Genomic DNA, 19130 nt, shown 5'->3' on the forward strand with positions numbered 1-19130 from the left:
TCACCCTTTGGCTGCAATGGCATCGGCCACTGTCAGCACGTTGTTGGCCATCCGCTCGCTGGCGGCGTCGATCATCTTGCCGTCGAGACTGGCCGCGCCCTTGCCCTGCGCTTCCGCCTTGCGCAGTTCCTCGATGATGCGGCGGGCGCGGGTGACCTCGGCCTCGGGCGGCGAGAACACGTCATTGGCCAGCGCGATCTGACTGGGGTGGATGGCCCATTTGCCCTCGATGCCGAGTGCCGCGGCGCGTTTGGCGCTGGCGACATAGGCGTCGGGGTCGCTGAAATCGCCGAACGGCCCGTCGATGGCCCGCAGCCCATAGGCGCGGCAGGCCACCGTCATCCGGCTCAGGGCAAAATGCCACTGATCGCCCGGATAGTCGGGGTTGAGCCCGCCGATCACCACGGTGCGGGCGCGGTTCGAGGCGGCATAATCGGCCACCCCGAAATGCAGCGCCTCGAGGCGGCCGGGGGTCGCGGCGATGGCTTCGACATTGGCCATGCCGAGCGCGGTTTCGATCAGCGCCTCAAGCCCGATCTTATGGGGCAGGTTCATCGCCTCTTCGATCTGGCTCACCATGGTTTCCACGGTGTAGAGATCGCCGGGCACGCCGACCTTGGGGACGAGGATCGTGTCCACATGCTGACCGGCCTGTTCGAGAATATCGACCACGTCGCGATACATGTAATGGGTGTCGAGACCGTTGATGCGGATCGACATGGTCTTGCCCTTGGCTTTCCAGTCGATGTCGTTGAGCGCCTCGATGATGTTCTTGCGGGCCTGCACCTTGTCGGGGGGGGCGACCGCGTCTTCGAGATCGAGGAAGATGTAATCCACATCGCTGTCAGCGGCCTTTTCGATCATGCCGGGGTTGGAGCCGGGCACGGCGAGTTCCGAGCGTTGCAGGCGTTGCTTTTTCAGCGGGTGGAGTGTGTAGCTCATGGTCTGTCCTTCATTGTCCTCTGGCGCACGGGCTGCGCGCCGTCCTCCTCAGTCTGGCCGGGGCAGGGCCCGCGCGACACTTTCCCTTGGGTAAGAAGCGCCGCACCGGGTTGAGACATGGCATCGAACGGGTAGGGGGGGACTACCCGCGGGCGGCACTGCGGGATGCCATAGGATGCCGTGGGGCACCCGATGGTTTCCTTGGGTTTTCAAATGTTTATGATAGGAAACTTTTGCGCCGCCCCCGATGACAGGGATGGGGACGGCGCGGGTCTGACGCGGGCTGGGAGAGCCGTCAGACCACCCGGTCGGGGGGGATCGCCCCGGCCAGGAAGGCTGCGAGATTGTCGATGGCACGATGCCCCATCGCGGCGCGGGTCTCTTCGGTGGCGCTGCCCAGATGCGGCGCGAGCACGAGACTGTCATGCTCCAGAAACCGTGGATCGAGCGCCGGCTCGCCGCAATAGACATCGAGCCCGGCACCGCCCAGATGCCCCCGCTCCAGCGCCGCGAAAAGCGCGTCCTCATCCACCACATCGCCACGCGCCGTGTTGACGAGGATCGCGCCCGGCTTCATCGCGGCCAGCACCTCGGCCCCGATGAGCCCCGCCGTCTCGGCCCCGCCGGGACAATGCAGCGACAGGAAATCACAGGCCTTCGCCACCTCGATCACGCTGGCCAATTGCCGGGCATTGCCGGCGGCGCGCGCTACGTCCGGATCGACGGTGGAACGGTTCTGAAACACCACCTCCATGCCAAAGCCGTAATGCGCCCGCCGCGCCATCGCTTGACCGATGCGGCCAAAGCCCACGATGCCAAGCGTCGCGCCGCTCACCTTGCGGCCAATCATATGGGTGGGCCGCCAACCGGCCCAGTGTCCGGCGCGGGTCTCACGTTCGCCCTCGCCAATCCGCCGCGCCGCCGCGAGCAAGAGCCCCATCGCCAGATCGGCGGTGCAATCGGTGAGCACCCCGGGCGTGTTGGTCACCGTGATGCCATTCTCCCGCGCCGCGTCGAGGTCGATATGGTTATAGCCCACCCCGTAAGAGGCCAGGAGCCGCAACCGCCCCTTGGCGGCGGGGTAGAACTCGGGTGGGATCACATCCGACACGGTGGGCAGGATCGCATCGTAACGCCCGGCGGCGTCGATGAATTCCGCCGCACTCATCGGCGTATCGGGGGCGCGAAAGGTCACCGCCCCCAGCTCGGTCAGCCGCGCCTCGACCGCTTCGGGCCAGGCGCGGGTGACAAGGATCTTCGCGCGTCCGGCCATCGCCTAGCGCCCCGTCCGGTAATGATCCTGCGCCGCCGCCACGCCCGCGCCCGGGGTGATCTTGGCCCCCGCATCGATGAGCGCCATCTCCGCCGCCGACAAGGCCCCGCAGAGCATCACCGGGTTGAGCGAGCCGAGATGCCCGATGCGAAACGCGCGCCCGGCGAGCTTGTTGAGCCCGGTGCCGAGCGAGGTCTGATATTTCTTATAGGCGCCGGCGATCACATCGCGCGCATCGACGCCCTCGGGGGTGTAGATGGCCGAGACCGTGTCCGAGGCCCATTCCGGCCCCGCCGCCACCAGCTCACAGCCGTCCCAGGCCGCCACCGCCCGGCGCACCCCTTCGGCATGATAGGCGTGGCGCGCCCAGACCTGCTCCATCCCTTCGGCGAGCAGCATATCGAGCGCCGCGCGCAGACCGCGCAACAGCTGCGTCGCGGGCGTATAAGGGAAATAGCCCGTGTCATTGAGCGCGATCATATCCTCAAAGCTGAAGTAACAGCGCTCCATCCCCGCCTTGTTGCGGCGGCGGTTGACCTCGAGCGCCTTGTCGCTCACCCCCAGAATGCCGAGCCCGGCCGGCAGCATGAACCCTTTCTGCGAGCCCGAGACCGCCAGATCGACGCCCCATTTGTCCATCTCAAAGGGGATCGAGGCGATGGAGCTCACCCCATCCACGAAGAGAAGCGCCGGGTGCCCCGTCTCATCGAGCACCCGCCGCACCCCCTCGATATCCGAGGTGACGCCGGTCGCGGTCTCGTTCTGGGTGGCAAAGACGGCCTTGATCGTGTGATCCTTGTCCGCCGCCAGCGCCGCGCGATAGGCGTCGAGCGGCACGCCCTTGCCCCAATCCACCTCGCAGAGCTCGACCTCGAGCCCCATGCGCTGGGCCATATCCACCCAAAGAAGCGAGAACTGGCCGAAGCGCGACATTAGGACGCGGTCACCCCGGTCGAGCGTGTTGGTGATCGCGCTTTCCCAGGCGCCGGTGCCCGAGGAGGGAAAGACAAAGACCCGCCCCGAGGCCATCCGATAGACTTTCTTCACGTCCTCCAAGAGCCCGTTCACCAATTCCGGGAAATCGGGCGCGCGCATATCTTCCATAGGTATGTTCATGGATTGACGAATTTTTTCCGGGATGTTGGTCGGTCCGGGAATGAAAAGATGTTGGGTTCCGTGCATGATCGCCTCCGTGGTTTGGGGCAGTCTCGCGCAGGCGGCCCCGGCAGGTAACGCCCGTCCGCATGGCGATCGGGTGCCGGGCACGGGCGGGCGGCCCCGAACGGGTAGGCCGCGCTACCCGCGGGGGTGAAACCGGGGGCATTTCCGGCTGGCATACGATGGTATGCGGAAAAATACTTTGATTTCAGTCACTTCCTTGGTCACAATCAGGGGATGCCATGGGGAGGTGGCACGATGTGCTCAAAGTCATGACCGAGGATAAGACCCGGACCCTGTCGCGCGTGATCGTCGCGGACCGGCAGGTGATCGTGTGTCAGGGGATCGGCTCGCTTGTCGATCAGATGGAGGAGGTGGCGCTTGGCCCCTTTGCCACCGATCTCAAGACGCTGCGCCGTCTGCTGGGTCAGGAAAGCGGCCCGGTGATCGTCATTCTGGGCGTGCGTCTGGCCGATGCCGATCTCGCCACCAGCCTCAAGGCGCTGCACAAGGATTTTCCCCATGTGCTCGTGGTGGTGGTGGCGGAGGAGAGCGAATTTGCCTTCATCCGTGCCGCGATCAAATCCGGGGCCAATTCGGTCTGCATGATGGGGCAGATCCTCGAAAGCCTGCCGCGTATCCTGGGCAAGCTGGTCGTCGGCCATAGCCTCGTGCCGACCGACATCCTGCGCCGGCTGACCAATGACACCTCGGACGCGCTGTCGCGGCGCGAGCATGAGATTTTGGGGCTGCTGGTCGACGGGCTGACCAATTTTCAGATTTCCGCCCGGCTCGGGCTGAGCGAGAACACCGTCAAATATTACCTCAAGGCGATCTATCAAAAGCTTGGCGTCAATTCGCGCGGCGGCGCCATCGCGAAATACGTGGCCGGGACCTACTAGGGTGCAGAGCCAAGGCGAGGGGCAGGGCGCCTCTGCGCCCCGCCGCCTGTGGTCTGATTAATCTACCTCACATCCCGTTGCGCCGGATCTTGTGCGACCATGATTTCTCATGAAAGAGCGCATCATCGACGAAACAGCGCGTGCCCGCCTCAATGTAGAAATGCGTCGCATCGCACCACATTTCGGCGCGGGTCTCGATCCGGGCATTCCAATCGTCGCGGCTGAAATGCCCCTCTTGGGTCATCACCGCGCGGGCGCTCGTCGGGTCTGATCCGATCTCATAGATCCGTTCCGAGATATCGCCGAGCTCGGTGCCGGTCTCGTCGATGCGGATGCGCCCCACCGGGCCGAACACCCCGCCATCGATCCAGGTGCGGTTGATGAGCTTGCCGCTCAGCGCATCGAACTGCCAACCGCGCTCCATCCGGCCTTCGCGGATCTGCGTCATCGCCGGTTGGGGCGGCGCGTCGGGTGCGGGCAGGGCGCGCGGCGTGGGCGCGTCGGCCACCGCTTGGCGCAGCGGCAGCGACAGCTGCGACAGGCCCGGTGTCAGGGTGATCTTGACCGGCTCGGGGCTCGGCCAGAGGATCGGCCAATAGGCGGACGAGAGCTTGATCAGCACCCGGTGGCCTTCGGGAAGGCGATAGCCCGTGGCATGGAGCAGGATCTCGGCCTCGACCGGCGTGCCGGGGCTGAGCGGTGTCACCTGCTCTGGCCCGTCGAGATGCATGAGATTGGCAAAGCCCCGGGCGATCACCGTCTGCGCCCCGTCGGGGGCCTCGTCGACGAGAAGCGCGGCGAGCATCGCCTGCGGCTTGTCCGCCGCCACCCGCAGCCGGAGCCGCGCCTGACCCAGAATGTCGAGCGCCGCCTCGCAGGGCGCGCTGCGGAACTCGAGCGCCCCGGCACCGTCGAGCCTTGCATCGCCGGGCAGGTCGCCGGGCGTGGCAAAGGACATGAAATCGCCCCCCGACGCGCCATAGCTGGTCGGCGTGGTGACCGACATATCAGGGCCGGGATGCGGGCTCTGGCCCAACACGCCGTGATTGAGGTGAAAGATTTCCTCAGTCACATTGGGGCTCGGCCAGCGCGGCTCTTCGACCCAGCGGCCGGGACGCGGGTCGGGATCGTCGCCCGGAGCCGTGGCCTCGCGCAGGTAGAGCCGCAGCGGCGGCTCGTCCATCAACCCGGTGTCGCGCCCCTTCATCCAATGATCCCACCAGCGGATGAGCTCGGCCGGGAAATCCACCTGCGGCCCCGGCGCGCCCTCATGCGGATAGAGATGCCCCCAAGGCCCGATCATCACCTTGACCGGGCTCGTGGCATGTTCCGCCATCCGAAACGGCGTGTTGCGATAGGCGTCAGCCCAACCGCCAAAGATATAGGCGGGCACCTCGATATCGGCGTAATTCTCGCAGACCGACCCATGCCGCCAGAACGCGTCCCGCGTCTGATGTTCGAGCCACTCTGCCGGCCAGAACTCCGCCGCCTCAAGCCGCGCCCGCCATGTCTCGCGCCACGCGTCGCCCAAGACCGCCGGATCGGGCGGCTGCGCGTTAAACAGCTGCATGATCGCGCCCCACCAGAAATTGTCGCTCATCAGGCAACCGCCCGAGAAATGGATGCATTCCGCCCAGCGGTCATCCGTCCCCATCACCGGCGCAATCGCCCGCAGCCCCTCGGGCCGCCGCGCCGCCACCTGATAGGCGCTGTAGGCGCCCCAGCTCTTGCCGAACATGCCGACCTGCCCATCGGACCAATCCTGCCCCCGGATCCAGCCGATCACGTCGCAACCGTCCTGGATCTCCTGTTCGAGATATTCGCCATGCATGAGCCCGTCGCTGTCGCCCGCGCCCCGCATATCGACCCGGATCGAGGCATAGCCCGCATGCGCAAACCGCGGATGCATCGCCTCATCGCGAAGCCGCGTGCGGTCGCGCCGCCGATAGGGGATATATTCGAGAATGGTGGGAAAGGGCCCATCGCCCTCGGGCAGCCAGAGCCGTGCGGCAAGCCGCGCCCCGTCGGGCATCTCGATCCAGATGGTTTCGGTGCTGGTGACCATGCTCTCTCCTTGGCTGATCTCTTGCGGCTGATCCCTGAGGTCAGGACCCGCGCCCCGCGCCGCGCATCCTCGCGGCCGCTCCGGCGGCACAGTGCTGCGCCGGGCAGGGGGATGCAAGCCGCCGAATTCCCCCGCGGATCCGAGGCCCCCAAAGGCGCTCGGAACATTTTGCCCATTGTAATTCCTTGCAGCAACGCATTAGTGTGTGTCTATGCGCGAGAGGCCTGACCTCCGCCCATTTCTGAGTTTCGCTGTTTCAGAGACGCCCCCGGCCAGAGCCGGGCCTTCTGACACAGACCGATTGGGCCCGACATACAGGGTCACATACATGCCCAGGTCCGCAGAATTTGGCGAACCGGGTGACCGAACGGGTGCCACACGAGGCACCGGAGAAGAACCGCGATGACACGCGCGAACGGGACAAACAGGACGAGAGAGGCCGCCAGCGGTCACCGTCCACCCGCGCACGCACTCGCCCCTGACAGACACCCTGCCCAAACCGCGACCGCCCCACCCGGGCGCGCGGTTCTGCGCCGGTGCAATTGGAATACATGGCCAAGAAAATGCTTATCGATGCCACCCACGCGGAAGAAACCCGCGTCGTGGTGGTGGACGGAAACAAGGTCGAGGAATTCGATTTTGAATCTGAAAACAAACGGCAACTCGCCGGCAATATCTATCTCGCAAAGGTAACACGGGTCGAACCGTCGCTGCAGGCGGCCTTTGTCGACTATGGCGGAAACCGCCATGGTTTCCTCGCCTTTTCGGAGATCCACCCGGATTACTACCAGATCCCGGTCGCCGACCGCGAGGCGCTTCTCGAAGAGGAACGCGCCTATGCCGAGGCTCTGAAAGCCCGCGAAGAGGACGACAGCAAACCCAAACGCAGCCGGCGCTCGCGCAGCCGCTCCAAGGCCGCACAGGCCGACAATGGCGACGTGGTCGAGAGCTCGGATGTGGTGAGCGATGGCATCTCGGGGATGGAAACCATCGACCCCGAAGACAATGCCGCTCAGGATGAGGCCCAGGACGCGGCCCGTGATGAGGATGCGCCCATCGCGGCCGCTGAGGCCGAGGATCGCGCCGAAGATCAGTCCGACGCGCAAGCCGACGACAGCGATGACGCCGAGGACGATCTGTCCTTCGACGACGATCGTGATGGCGACGACGACGACAGCGACGAAGACGATGACGGCGACGACCGCGACGACGAGGACGACAGCAACGGGCGTTCGACCCGGGGCCGTGGCCGCAGCCGCCGCAAATCCGCCGCCTCCAAGGACGAGGCCATCGAATCCGTCGCAGATGATGATGACGAGGCCGACATCCGCCCGCCGCGCAAACCGCGGCCCAAGCGCTACAAGATCCAAGAGGTCATCAAGGTCCGCCAGATCCTTCTCGTGCAGGTCGTCAAGGAAGAGCGCGGCAACAAGGGCGCGGCGCTCACCACCTATCTGTCGCTCGCCGGCCGCTACTGCGTCCTGATGCCCAACACCGCCCGTGGCGGTGGCATCAGCCGCAAGATCACCAATGCCGCCGACCGCAAGAAGCTCAAGGAAATCGCCTCCGAGATCGACGTGCCCCGGGGCGCCGGTCTCATCGTCCGCACCGCGGGCGCCAAGCGGACCAAGGCCGAGATCAAGCGCGATTATGAGTATCTGCAACGGCTCTGGGAACAGATCCGCGAGCTGACGCTCAAATCCATCGCCCCGGCCAAGATCTATGAAGAGGGCGACCTGATCAAACGCTCGATCCGCGACCTCTACAATCGCGACATCGACGAGGTTCTGGTCGAAGGCGAACGCGGCTACCGCATTGCCAAGGACTTCATGAAAATGATCATGCCGTCCCACGCCAAGAACGTGAAGAACTACCAAGACGCGATGCCGCTCTTCGCCCGCTATCAGGTCGAAAGCTATCTCGGCGCGATGTTCAACCCGACGGTGCAGCTCAAATCCGGTGGCTATATCGTCATCGGCGTGACCGAGGCGCTGGTCGCCATCGACGTCAACTCGGGCCGCGCCACCAAGGAAGGCTCGATCGAGGAAACCGCGCTCAAGACCAACCTCGAGGCCGCCGACGAGGTGGCCCGCCAGCTCCGCCTGCGCGATCTGGCCGGTCTCATCGTCATCGACTTCATCGACATGGACGAACGCCGCAACAACGCGGCGGTGGAAAAGCGGATGAAGGACCGGCTCAAGACCGACCGCGCCCGCATCCAGGTGAGCCGCATCTCGGGCTTTGGCCTGATGGAAATGTCGCGTCAGCGTCTGCGCCCCGGCATGATCGAGGCCACGACCCAGCCCTGCGCCGCCTGCCATGGCACCGGGCTGATCCGGTCGGATGACAACCTCGCCCTGTCGATCCTGCGTCAGATCGAAGAAGAGGGCGTGCGCCGCCGCTCGCGCGAAGTTCTGGTGAAATGCCCGGTGGCCATCGCCAACTTCCTGATGAACCAGAAACGCGAACATGTGGCCCAGATCGAAACCCGCTACGGGCTCTCGGTCCGGATCGAAGGCGATCACACGCTGATCAGCCCCGATTTCAGCCTTGAAAAGTTCAAGACCGCCACCCGTTCGGTGCCCGAGGCCACAGCGCCTGTGGTCTCCGTCGACAGCTCGATCATGGCCGATATCGACGAGGCCGAGCCGATCGAGGAGGAGGTCGAGGACAACCTGCCCGGCGGCGATGCGCCCGCCGAGACCCAGGGCGAGGATGACAAGCCCAAGAAGCGCCGCCGTCGTCGTCGCCGCCGGGGCGGCAAACGCAACGGCGACGAGGGCGACAACGGCTCTGACGGCGAAAACGGCGACAACAGCGACAGCGAAGAGGCCGCCGAGGGTGACGTGAGCGCCGACAAGGTCGAAGAGACTGCCGAGGCGGCCGCTGATACTGCGCCCGAGGCAGCCCCTGCAGAGGCCGAAACCGAAGCGGCTGCGCCGGCAGAAAAGCCCAAGCGCAAACGCGCGCCGCGCAAGAAAAAGGTCGAGGCAGAGGCCGAGACCCCGGCAGAGGCCAAACCCGAGACTGACGGCGCAGACGCGCCCGAGGCCGAAGAAAAGCCCAAGCCCAAGCGCAAACGCGCCCCGCGCAAGAAGAAGGAAGAGCCGGTCGACGCCGCGCCCGAGGCCGCAGAAGCGCCCGAGGCGCAGCCAGAGCCGGTGGCTGAGGCGCCTGCACCGGAACCTGCACCCGCGCCGGAACCCGAGGCGCAGCCGGAACCGCAGCCCGAACCCGAGCCCGCTCTGGTCGACGCCGCGCCCGAGCCCGCAGCGGCCCCCGAGGCGGCCCAGGCAGAAGAGCCGTCCAAGCCCAAGCGCCGCGGCTGGTGGTCCATGGGCCGCTAAGCTCAGGCTCCGCACAGAACAGCAAAAAGGCAGGGGAGACCCTGCCTTTTTTCATGCCCGCCCGCCTGATGTCTTTCTGGCGTGTCCCTTGCCGCTTCTTCTGGCTCAAAATATCCCGGGGGGAGGCCGCAGGCCGGGGGGCAGCGCCCCCAAACGCGATCCGGGACAGCCCCGTCCGCCCCTCAAAACCCGCACTGTCGCTTTACCGTCGAAATACCGACGTCCTGCCGACATGCCATTTTCCGGGGTTTCAGCGTCTCGAATCAGCGGCCAACACGCACGACAAAGCGCAGATCGCCGTTAACCTCTTGGCTCTCGACGAGCGTATGACCGGCCTCGGCACAGAAATGCGGCACGTCAATCACCGCCGCCGGATCATCCGCCAACATGGTAATCTCCGCGCCGTTTTCCAGCGATTTCAACCGCTTGCGCAGCTTGAGAACGGGCAGGGGGCAGAGCAGCCCACGCGCATCCAAAGTGTCATTGTCGCTCATACGGCCAGTTAACCGGAACGTGACATCCTGTCCACAAACTTGTGACCGGATGTCTCATGACGCCGCCGCGCAAATACCGTATGTCTCTCCCCATGTTCGGAATTGACCTCATCGACGCCTCCCTCCTCCCCGCCATGTTTGTCGCATTGGCGGCCGGGATCATTTCGTTTCTGAGCCCCTGCGTGCTGCCCATCGTGCCGCCCTATCTGGCCTATATGAGCGGCACCACATTGGCCGATCTTTCGGCCGGGGACCGGCGCCGCAACGCGGCGGTCGTGCCGGCGATTTTCTTTGTCATGGGGCTGTCGACGATCTTTCTGATCCTCGGCTTTGCGGCCTCGGTGGCGGGCACGATGATCTTGCAATATCAGGGCTATTTCAATGCCTTGGCGGGCATAACTGTGATGGTCTTCGGGCTGCATTTCCTGCAGATCCTGCGGCTTCCCTTCCTCAATCGCGAGGCGCGGGTGGATGCCGGGGACCGGGGCGGCTCGGCCTTTGGGGCCTATATCCTCGGGCTTGCCTTCGCCTTTGGCTGGACGCCCTGCATCGGCCCACAGCTCGGTGCGATCCTGTCGCTCGCCGCGTCCGAGGCCTCGGTGCCGCGCGGCACGGCGCTTCTGGCGGTCTATGCCATGGGGCTCGGTCTGCCCTTCATCCTCGTGGCGCTCTTCTTGCCGCGCATGGGCGGCTTCCTTGGCTGGATGAAGCGCCATATGGATGTGATCGAACGGATCATGGGCCTGCTTTTGTGGACCATCGGGCTGATGATGCTCACCGGCGGCTTCTCGGCCTTCGCCTATTGGCTGCTCGAGCTTTTCCCGGCCCTCGCTCTCCTTGGTTAGGTCTTTGTCTTGCCAAACTCCTGCGCTACTCTCGGCGCTAGAGGCAGGACATGAGCAAAAGAATTTCCCGTAGGCGGGTCTTTTATATCCCCGGATATGACCCCATCCACCCGCGCCGGTACAGGGAACTGTACCGCAAGGAATCCGCCGCGCAGGCGGAGGTGTCGGGCTATGACATCACCTTGAAACCGCAGGATAAAAACGCCTCATTGACGCGCTATGGCTGGCAGGTCGATGCGCGGATCGAGGGTGGCGAAACCCATGCCGATATCGCGGTTCTGGTCTGGTCGGATATCGTGCGGGGCAGCATGGAGCAGGGCATTCTTGCCACCTATGGTCAGCTCATTCGCACCGCCTGGACCTATATCGCTTCGGGCGCGCTCTTCCGGCTGATGCGGCTGCGCAAGGGCCCGGTGATCGCGGCGCTCTACCCGGTCGGATTTCTGATCCTGCAACTGCTCATCGCGCTCGGGCTGGCCTGGGGCGCGGGGCGTCTCTTGAGCCTGATCCACCCTTGGGCCGCTTGGGCGGGGCTCGCACTGGTGCCGCTGGTGCTCGGTTGGTTTCGCCGCAAGGACAACCGTTTTTTCGCCTATTACCTTATGCATGATTACGCCTATTCCGCCCGCTGGCGCGGCGCAAACCCGCCCGATCTCGAGGCCCGGATGGCGGAGTTCGCGGATGAGATTGCGCAAGCTTTGCAAGAGGATAGCGATGAGGTTCTCGTCGTGGGCCACAGCTCGGGCGCGCATCTCGCCGTCTCGATTCTCGCCGATCTGATCCGCGCGGGCCGGGTGCCGGAGGGAGGGCCAGAGCTCTCATTCCTGTCGCTGGGGCAGGTGGTGCCGATGGTGTCCTTCCTGCCGCGCGCCGCGCGTCTGCGCGCCGATCTCGCCTATCTCTCGACGCGAGGCGAGCTCGCTTGGGTGGATGTCACCGCGCCGGGCGATGGCTGCGCCTTTGCGCTCTGCGATCCGGTGGCGGTGTCGGGCGTGGCCCCCGCAAGTGGCAAGCGTTGGCCTCTGGTGCTCTCGGCGGCTTTCACCCAGACGCTCAGCCCAGAGCGCTGGAAAGAGCTGCGCTGGCGGTTCTTTCGGCTGCATTTTCAATATCTTTGCGCCTTTGACCGGCCGGGCGATTACGATTACTTCCGCATCACCGCGGGGCCCAAGACACTGGCCGAGCGCTTTGCCGGGCGGCAGCCGTCGCAGAGCCGGATCGAAAAGCCGGTCAACCGGTTCACGAGTACCACCGTATGAACGGCTGCCCGCATCTGCCGCCGAAACCCCCGGCACGCGAGGGGCGGGTGTCGCTCTGGCGCTATGCGCGGCTCTTTCGGCAGGACATCCTCTCGGCCCAGCCGGCGCGGCTCTATCGAGCGTGGATGGCCGAGTTTCGCACGCCGTTTTTCCGGTCTTACCTGTGTAATCAGCCAGATCTGGTGGATCTGGTCCTCAAAGGACGGCCCGATGATTTCCCGAAATCCGATCGCATTCGCGAGGGGCTGACGCCTCTACTGGGGCAATCGGTCTTTGTCACCAATGGCGAGACATGGAAGCGGCAACGCCGAATCATCGATCCTGCCTTTGAGGGCGGGCGGCTGCGCGACACGTTTCCGGCCATGTATGCCGCGGGCGAGGCCGCCGTCGCGCGGCTCGCCCCGCAGGCCGATGGCGCGCCCCAGGATATCGAGTTTCACACGAGCCACGCCGCGGCGGATGTGATCTTTCGCACGCTGTTTTCACTGCCCATCGAGGATGAGACCGCGAGCGAGGTCTTTGCCGCCTTCCGCGATCATCAGCGGACGCAGCCGGTTTTGAACCTCGGGGCCTTTTTGCCGCTGCCGCGCTGGTTTCCCCGGTTTCACCGCCGCAAGACCCGCGAAACAGCGAGACATATCAGGGCGTTGATCACCGATCTTACAGCGCGACGCCGGGCCGAGATCGAGGCCGGTACCGCGCCGGATGATCTAGCCACCAAGATCATGACGACGCCTGATCCGGTGACGGGCAAGCGGTTCGAGACCGAGGAAATGGTCGATCAGGTGGCGATCTTCTTCTTGGCGGGGCATGAAACCAGCGCCTCTGCCTTGGCCTGGGCGCTCTATCTTCTGGCGCTCTATCCTGACTGGCAGGAGCGGCTGGCAGAGGAGGCAGCAGGCGCGATGACGGGCGCGATGACGGGCGCGTTCGGTATGTCGGACATGGCCAAGCTGCGGCTGTCGCGCGATGTGTTCCGCGAGGCGCTGCGCCTTTATCCGCCGGTGCCAATGATGGTGCGCGAGGCGTCCGGGACAGAGGTTTTCCGTGATCGCGAGGTGCGCAAAGGCAGCCAGATCGTGCTCAGCGCCTGGCATCTGCACCGGCATGAGCGGCTCTGGGAACGGCCGGATGCGTTCGATCCCGACCGCTTTGCCACCGACAATGGCCGGTCCTGCCTGCGCGAGGCTTTCATGCCGTTTTCCGCCGGGCAGCGGGTCTGTCCCGGCGCGGGGTTTGCGATGATCGAAGGGCCACTGTTGCTGTCGATGCTGCTGCGGAAATATCGCTTTGCGGTGGTCGTAGACCGGCCTGCGATGCCCGTCGCGCATCTGACGGTGCGCGGGCGCGATGGCATCTGGCTGCGCATCACGCCGCGCGGCGCCGCGGCACCTGACGTCGCAGCCAGCTGACAAAACTTGCGGCCTCGCGGCTCGTCCCGCCAAGTGGCGTGGCGATGTGATAGCTTGCCTCTTGGGGCGAGCCGACCGCCGCGACCGCGCAGAGGCTGCCTTGGCTGAGCTCGTCTTCGATCAGGTAGACAGGCAGGAGGGCCGCGCCAAGCCCTTGTAATGCAGCGGAAATCATCAGCGAGAATTGATCAAAAAGCATCCCGGCCCCGGCGCGGGTGGCATCCTGCGCATGGGCGGCAAAGAAGCCGGCCCAGGCATCAGGCCGCGAGCTCAGCTGCAAGAGCGGCGCGTGGCAGAGATCGGCGGGCTGGCGGATGCCGTGGCGTTCGATAAAGGCGGGGGCGGCGACCGCGCGCAGGTTTTCCGGGCAGAGCGGGGTGAGCTGCGCGCCCGGCCAGTCGGCGCGGCCAAAGTGAATGGCCACGTCGCAGCGCGCCTCTTGCAGGTCAAAGGGCTCGCCCCGGCTGCTGAAGCTGAGCTGAATGTCCGGGTGACGGGCGCAGAAATCGGGCAGGCGCGGCATGAGCCAGCGCGACCCGAAGGTGGGCAGCACCGCCACTGACAGGATTGAGCCGCCATCGCCCGCCGCCACCGCCCGGCTCACGCTCTGCCGGAGCCGGGCGAGATCGCCGCCCAGGTCACGGGCAAAGCCGCGCCCCGCCGGGGTGAGCTGCACGCTGCGCCCGACCCGGGCGAAAAGCCGCGCGCCGATGAGCTCTTCGAGCTCGCGGACCTGACGGCTTATGGCGCCTTGGGTGAGGCCGAGCTCTTCGGCGGCCATGGTAAAGCTCTGATGGCGGGCGGCGGCCTCAAAGCTGCGCAGGACCGGCAGGGAGGGCAGAGGGGGTGTTTGGGCCATGGGCATGCTCATTCATTACAATCACTCATCAATATCGCAGGTTTGCTTGTCTTTTAAACCGTGTTTTCGCGGGCTAGACAGGGAATGACGGCTGCCAGCGGCGTCAGACCAAGACAGGGGATCAGGATATGAGCACGGATTTTCGCAGGGCTGAACGGCTTCAAGGGCTCGAATTGTCGGAGATCGTGCAGGTCTCCGAGGCGGCGCGCGCTATGCGCGACGCGGGCCATGACGTGATCGCGCTCAGCACGGGCGAGCCGGATTTCCCGACGCCGCCGCATGTGGTCGAGGCGGCCCATCGCGCGGCGCTCAATGGCGATACCAACTACACGCCCACCGGCGGCACGGCCAAGCTGCGCGCGACCGTGGCAGAGGGCGCGGGTGTCGAGCCTGCGCATGTGGTGATCTCGACCGGGGCCAAGCAATCCATCGCCAATGCGATGCTGGCGACGCTCGATCCCGGTGACGAGGTGGTGATGCCGGTGCCGTTCTGGACGAGCTATGCCGATATCGTGCGGATGGCGGGCGGGGTGCCGGTTCTCGTGGATTGCCCGATGGAGGCCGGGTTTCGCCTGACGCCCGCGCAGCTCGAGACGGCGATCACCTCACGCACCCGCTGGCTTATGCTCAACGCGCCGTCGAACCCGTCGGGCGCGGTCTATTCGGCCGAGGATTATGCCGGGCTGGCCGAGGTGCTCGAGCGGCATCCGCATGTGTGGATCATGGCCGACGAGATTTATGAGCATCTGAGCTTTGTGCCCTTCGTGTCCTTCCGCGAGGCGGTGCCGGGGCTGCGGGACCGGACGCTGGTGATCAACGGCGTGTCCAAGGCCTATTCGATGACCGGCTGGCGGGTCGGCTGGGGCATTGGGCCTGCGCCTTTGATCAAAGCGATGACGGCGGTGCAGGGGCAGGTGACCTCGGGCGGATCGTCCATTTCGCAGGCGGCGGCGGTGGCGGCGCTGACAGGGGATCAATCGCTGCTGGCCGAACGCAACGCTGCGATGAAGGCGCGCCGGGACCGGGTGGTGGCGGCGCTCGATGCGATGCCGGGGGTGAGCTGTCTCGTGCCGGATGGGGCGTTCTATGCCTTCCCCAACATCGAAGGGGCGATCAAGGCGGGGGGCTTTGACGAGGATGGCGCGTTCTGCAAGGCGCTGCTGGAGGCCGAGGCGCTGGCGCTGGTGCCGGGGCGGGCCTTTGGGATGCCGGGGCATCTGCGCCTGTCCTTTGCCTATGCCGATGCGCTGCTCGACGAGGGGCTCGCGCGGATGGGCCGGTTTGTCGCCGGTCTTGGCGCATAAGGGGGGCAGATCATGGATCGCGCAGAGATCGTCCATCAGAATTTTCTCACCCGTGTCGGCGGCAATGACCTGCCCCAGGGGCGTGCGCCCGCTGGGCCGCTGAGGCCCGAGGCGGCGGTTGGCATTTTCCGCGCCGGCTGTCTCAGCCGGGCGCTGGATCGGCAGAGCCGGGCGATGCAGAAAGCGGGGCAGGGCTTTTATACCATCGGCTCGTCTGGGCATGAGGGGATGGCGGCGGTGGCCGCCGCGCTGCGCCCGACCGATATGGCGTTCTTGCATTACCGCGATGCGGCGTTTCAGATTGCCCGCGCCGATCAGGTGCCGGGGCAGACGATCCTGTGGGATATGGCGCTCAGCTTTGCGGCCTCGTCCGAGGACCCGATCAGCGGCGGGCGGCACAAGGTGCTGGGATCAAAGGCGCTCAACATCCCGCCGCAGACTTCGACCATTGCGAGCCATCTGCCCAAGGCGCTGGGCGTGGCCTATTCGCTCGGCATGGCGCGGCGGCGCGCGCCCGAACATCAGGCCCTGCCCGAAGACAGCATCGTTTTTTGTTCCTTCGGCGACGCCTCGGCCAACCATTCGACGGCACAAGGCGCGTTCAATACGGCGGGCTGGACCTCCTACCAATCGGTGCCTTTGCCGCTGCTGTTTGTCTGCGAAGACAATGGCATCGGCATTTCGGTCAAGACGCCTAAGGGCTGGATCGCGGCAAGCTTCGCGCAGCGGCCGGGGATCAAGTATTTCCATTGTGACGGGCTCGACATGTTCGAGACCTATCGCGTGGCGCAGGAGGCGGCAGACTATGTGCGCACGCGGCGCAAGCCCGCCTTCCTGCATATCCGCACCGTGCGGCTCTATGGGCATGCGGGGGCGGATGTGCCGACGACCTATATGCCCAAATCCGAGGTCGAGGCGGATGAGGCCAATGATCCCTTGCTGCATTCCGTGCGGCTCTTGCGTGATGCGGGGGCGATGGCGCCCGACGAGGCGCTGCGCGTCTATGTCGAGAGCTGCGACCGGGTGGTGCGGGTGGCCGATGAGGCGGTGACGCGGCCGCGGCTGCAGGATGCCAAGGGCGTGATGGCGAGCCTTGTTCCGCCGAAACGCGCCTGTAAGCCGAGCAACGGGCCGGACAGTGCGGCGCGCGAGGCGGCGTTTGGCAGCGATCTGCGGGCGATGAGCGAGCCACAGATCATGTCACGGCTGATCAACTGGGCGATGACCGACCTGATGCTCGAGCATCCCGAGATCGCGCTGATGGGCGAGGATGTCGGACGCAAGGGCGGGGTTTACGGCGTCACGCAGAAGCTGCAATCGCGGTTCGGGCCGGATCGGGTGATCGACACGCTGCTCGACGAGCAATCAATTCTTGGGCTCGGCATCGGGATGGCGCATAACGGGTTTCTGCCGATCCCGGAGATCCAGTTTCTGGCCTATCTGCACAATGCGGAGGATCAGCTGCGCGGTGAGGCGGCGACATTGCCGTTCTTTTCCAACGGGCAATATACCAACCCGATGGTGGTGCGGATTGCCGGGCTTGGCTATCAAAAGGGCTTTGGCGGGCATTTCCATAATGACAATTCGCTGGCCGTGCTGCGCGACATTCCGGGGCTGATTTTGGCTATTCCGTCCAATGGGTTGGATGCGGCCAAGATGCTTCGGGAATGTGTCCGGCTGGCGCGGGAAGAGCAGCGGGTTGTGGTGTTTTTGGAGCCCATCGCCCTCTATCCGATGCGCGATTTGCATGAGGCGGGGGATGGGGGATGGATGTGTCGCTATCCCGACCCGTCAGAGCGGATTGCGCTGGGCGAGGTGGGGCAGCAGGGCGATGGGCGTGACCTGGCGATCGTGACTTTTGGCAATGGGACGTATCTGTCGACCAAGGCGGCGCAACAGCTTGAACGCGACGGCATAAGCACGCGGGTCATTGATCTGCGCTGGATTTCGCCGCTGCCCGAAGAGGCGCTGCGCGCGGCGCTCGAGGGGGTGAAAAACGTGCTGATCGTCGATGAGACGCGGCATTCGGGCGGGGTGGCCGAGGCGCTGATGGCGTTTTGTGCCGAAAATCTCGACGTGCCCTTTGCCCGCGAGACGGCGGAGGACAGCTTTATCGCGACGGGTCCGGCCTATGCTGTAACCATGCCCTCGGACGTCGGTATCGCGTCGGTGGCGAAATCGCTGGTGAAAGGGGGCGCGAAATGACCAAGGCGGTTGTCATCTGTCCGGGGCGCGGCACCTATAACAAAGCCGAGCTTGGCTATCTGGGGCGGCATTTTCCCGATGCGGCGCTGCTCGATCAGTTCGACCGGCGGCGGGCGGAGCGCGGCGAGGAGACGCTGCGCGATCTCGACGGGGCCGAGCGGTTTTCGATGGCGCGGCACACGCGGGGCGACAATGCCTCGGGGCTCATCTATGCGGCGAGCCTTGGGGATTATCTCAGCATCGATCGCGACCGGATCGAGATTGTCGCGGTCACCGGCAATTCGATGGGCTGGTATTCCGCGCTGGCCCTCGCCGGGGCGCTGAGCCCGCAGGACGGGTTCGAGCTGGTCAACACGATGGGCGCCTTCATGCAAGACGCGATGATCGGCGGGCAACTGGTCTATCCGGTAACGGGGGCCGATTGGGTGCCCGATGCGGAACGGCGCGAGGAGGTGCTGGCGCTGGTCGCAGAGATTGACGGGCGGGCCGGGCATGTTCTTGGCATTTCCATTGATCTCGGAGGGATGTTGGTGCTTGCGGGCGACAAACCGGGGCTCGCTGCGTTCGAGGCCGAGGCGGCCCCGCAGGAGGGGCGCTATCCGATGCGGCTCGCAAATCACGCCGGGTTCCATTCGGCGCTGCAAGAGCCGGTGGCGGCGCGGGGGCGGGCGGCGCTCGCGCCCGAGATGTTTGGCCAGCCAGAGCTGCCGATGATCGACGGGCGCGGCGCGATCTGGTGGCCGGGAGCCTGCGACCGCGCGGCGCTGCATGGTTATACGCTCGGCCATCAAGTGACCGAGACCTATGATTTCGCCCGTGCGATCAAGGTGGCCGCGCGTGAATTCGCGCCGGATCTGTTCATTGTGCCGGGGCCGGGGACCACGCTCGGCGGGGCGGTGGCGCAATCGCTCATCGCGGCGGGCTGGCGCGGCATGGCGAGCAAGGAAGATTTCAAGACCCGTCAGGAGGCCGAACCGCTTCTGGTGTCGATGGGGATGGAGACACAACGCGGGCTCGCCACCGGGCGGTAAAGCGCGCGGCATGGGGACAAGATCAGACAGGCCG

14 protein-coding genes are annotated in these 19130 nt (G+C 65.4%); 8 read left to right on the forward strand and 6 right to left on the reverse strand.

The genetic code is table 11. The annotated features are described in order from the left end of the window. From WA237_RS06655 to WA237_RS06665, 3 genes are all read right to left on the reverse strand, one after another. Complete coding sequence (locus tag WA237_RS06655) at positions 1 to 942, reverse strand: HpcH/HpaI aldolase/citrate lyase family protein (protein WP_336097104.1); 942 nt, start codon at positions 940 to 942, stop codon at positions 1 to 3. Between the two features lie 295 nt (positions 943 to 1237). Then, complete coding sequence (locus tag WA237_RS06660) at positions 1238 to 2215, reverse strand: 2-hydroxyacid dehydrogenase (RefSeq protein WP_336097105.1); 978 nt, start codon at positions 2213 to 2215, stop codon at positions 1238 to 1240. Between the two features lie 3 nt (positions 2216 to 2218). Then, a complete protein-coding gene (locus tag WA237_RS06665) occupies positions 2219 to 3397 on the reverse strand; it encodes a pyridoxal-phosphate-dependent aminotransferase family protein (RefSeq protein ID WP_336097106.1) in 1179 nt (392 codons plus the stop codon). Between the two features lie 218 nt (positions 3398 to 3615). On the opposite strand from WA237_RS06665, the gene WA237_RS06670 reads away from it, so the two are divergent. Further along, positions 3616 to 4275, forward strand: coding sequence for a helix-turn-helix transcriptional regulator (locus tag WA237_RS06670; protein WP_216016944.1), 660 nt, complete (start codon positions 3616 to 3618; stop codon positions 4273 to 4275). A gap of 67 nt (positions 4276 to 4342) precedes the next feature. On the opposite strand, the gene WA237_RS06675 is transcribed toward WA237_RS06670, so the two are convergent. Beyond that, positions 4343 to 6340 (reverse strand): CocE/NonD family hydrolase, encoded by a 1998-nt coding sequence (locus WA237_RS06675; RefSeq protein WP_336097107.1) that lies wholly within the window; start codon positions 6338 to 6340, stop codon positions 4343 to 4345. A 551-nt stretch (positions 6341 to 6891) separates the two neighbouring features. Between WA237_RS06675 and WA237_RS06680 the strand changes: the two genes are divergently transcribed. Then, positions 6892 to 9687: an Rne/Rng family ribonuclease gene (locus tag WA237_RS06680; protein ID WP_336097108.1), complete on the forward strand. Its 2796-nt coding sequence runs from the start codon at positions 6892 to 6894 to the stop codon at positions 9685 to 9687. A 263-nt stretch (positions 9688 to 9950) separates the two neighbouring features. Here the strand turns inward: WA237_RS06680 and WA237_RS06685 are convergent, their stop codons facing one another. Then, positions 9951 to 10181 carry a sulfurtransferase TusA family protein gene (locus WA237_RS06685; protein WP_336097109.1) on the reverse strand — a complete coding sequence of 77 codons (231 nt, stop codon included), beginning with the start codon at positions 10179 to 10181 and terminating at the stop codon, positions 9951 to 9953. Between the two features lie 92 nt (positions 10182 to 10273). On the opposite strand from WA237_RS06685, the gene WA237_RS06690 reads away from it, so the two are divergent. The 3 genes from WA237_RS06690 to WA237_RS06700 are packed head-to-tail and all read left to right on the forward strand — an operon-like array spanning position 10274 to position 13697. Beyond that, the gene (locus tag WA237_RS06690; protein WP_336097110.1) at positions 10274 to 11026 is read left to right on the forward strand and encodes a cytochrome c biogenesis CcdA family protein; all 753 of its coding nucleotides are present in this window, start codon (positions 10274 to 10276) and stop codon (positions 11024 to 11026) included. A gap of 50 nt (positions 11027 to 11076) precedes the next feature. Next, entirely contained in the window at positions 11077 to 12285 is a 1209-nt protein-coding gene (locus WA237_RS06695; RefSeq protein WP_336097111.1) for a hypothetical protein, read from the forward strand. Next, on the forward strand, positions 12282 to 13697 hold the full coding sequence (locus tag WA237_RS06700; RefSeq protein WP_336097112.1) for a cytochrome P450: 1416 nt from the start codon (positions 12282 to 12284) through the stop codon (positions 13695 to 13697). Before WA237_RS06695 ends, WA237_RS06700 begins: the two co-directional genes overlap by 4 nt. On the opposite strand, the gene WA237_RS06705 is transcribed toward WA237_RS06700, so the two are convergent. Further along, on the reverse strand, positions 13654 to 14556 hold the full coding sequence (locus WA237_RS06705) for a LysR substrate-binding domain-containing protein (RefSeq protein ID WP_336097113.1): 903 nt from the start codon (positions 14554 to 14556) through the stop codon (positions 13654 to 13656). The genes WA237_RS06700 and WA237_RS06705 overlap by 44 nt on opposite strands. 128 nt (positions 14557 to 14684) lie before the next feature. Between WA237_RS06705 and WA237_RS06710 the strand changes: the two genes are divergently transcribed. Genes WA237_RS06710 through WA237_RS06720 form a run of 3 tightly spaced genes read left to right on the forward strand, consistent with a single transcriptional unit; the run spans position 14685 to position 19096 of the window. Next, positions 14685 to 15860 carry a pyridoxal phosphate-dependent aminotransferase gene (locus WA237_RS06710; protein WP_336097114.1) on the forward strand — a complete coding sequence of 392 codons (1176 nt, stop codon included), beginning with the start codon at positions 14685 to 14687 and terminating at the stop codon, positions 15858 to 15860. Positions 15861 to 15872: 12 nt separating this feature from the next. Then, entirely contained in the window at positions 15873 to 18065 is a 2193-nt protein-coding gene (locus WA237_RS06715) for a dehydrogenase E1 component subunit alpha/beta (RefSeq protein WP_336097115.1), read from the forward strand. Next, positions 18062 to 19096, forward strand: coding sequence for an ACP S-malonyltransferase (locus WA237_RS06720; RefSeq protein ID WP_336097116.1), 1035 nt, complete (start codon positions 18062 to 18064; stop codon positions 19094 to 19096). The genes WA237_RS06715 and WA237_RS06720 overlap by 4 nt, the downstream gene beginning before the upstream one ends. Positions 19097 to 19130: the final 34 nt, after the last annotated feature.

The sequence above is a fragment of the Roseovarius sp. CH_XMU1461 genome (assembly GCF_037027165.1).
Lineage (GTDB): Bacteria > Pseudomonadota > Alphaproteobacteria > Rhodobacterales > Rhodobacteraceae > Roseovarius > Roseovarius nubinhibens.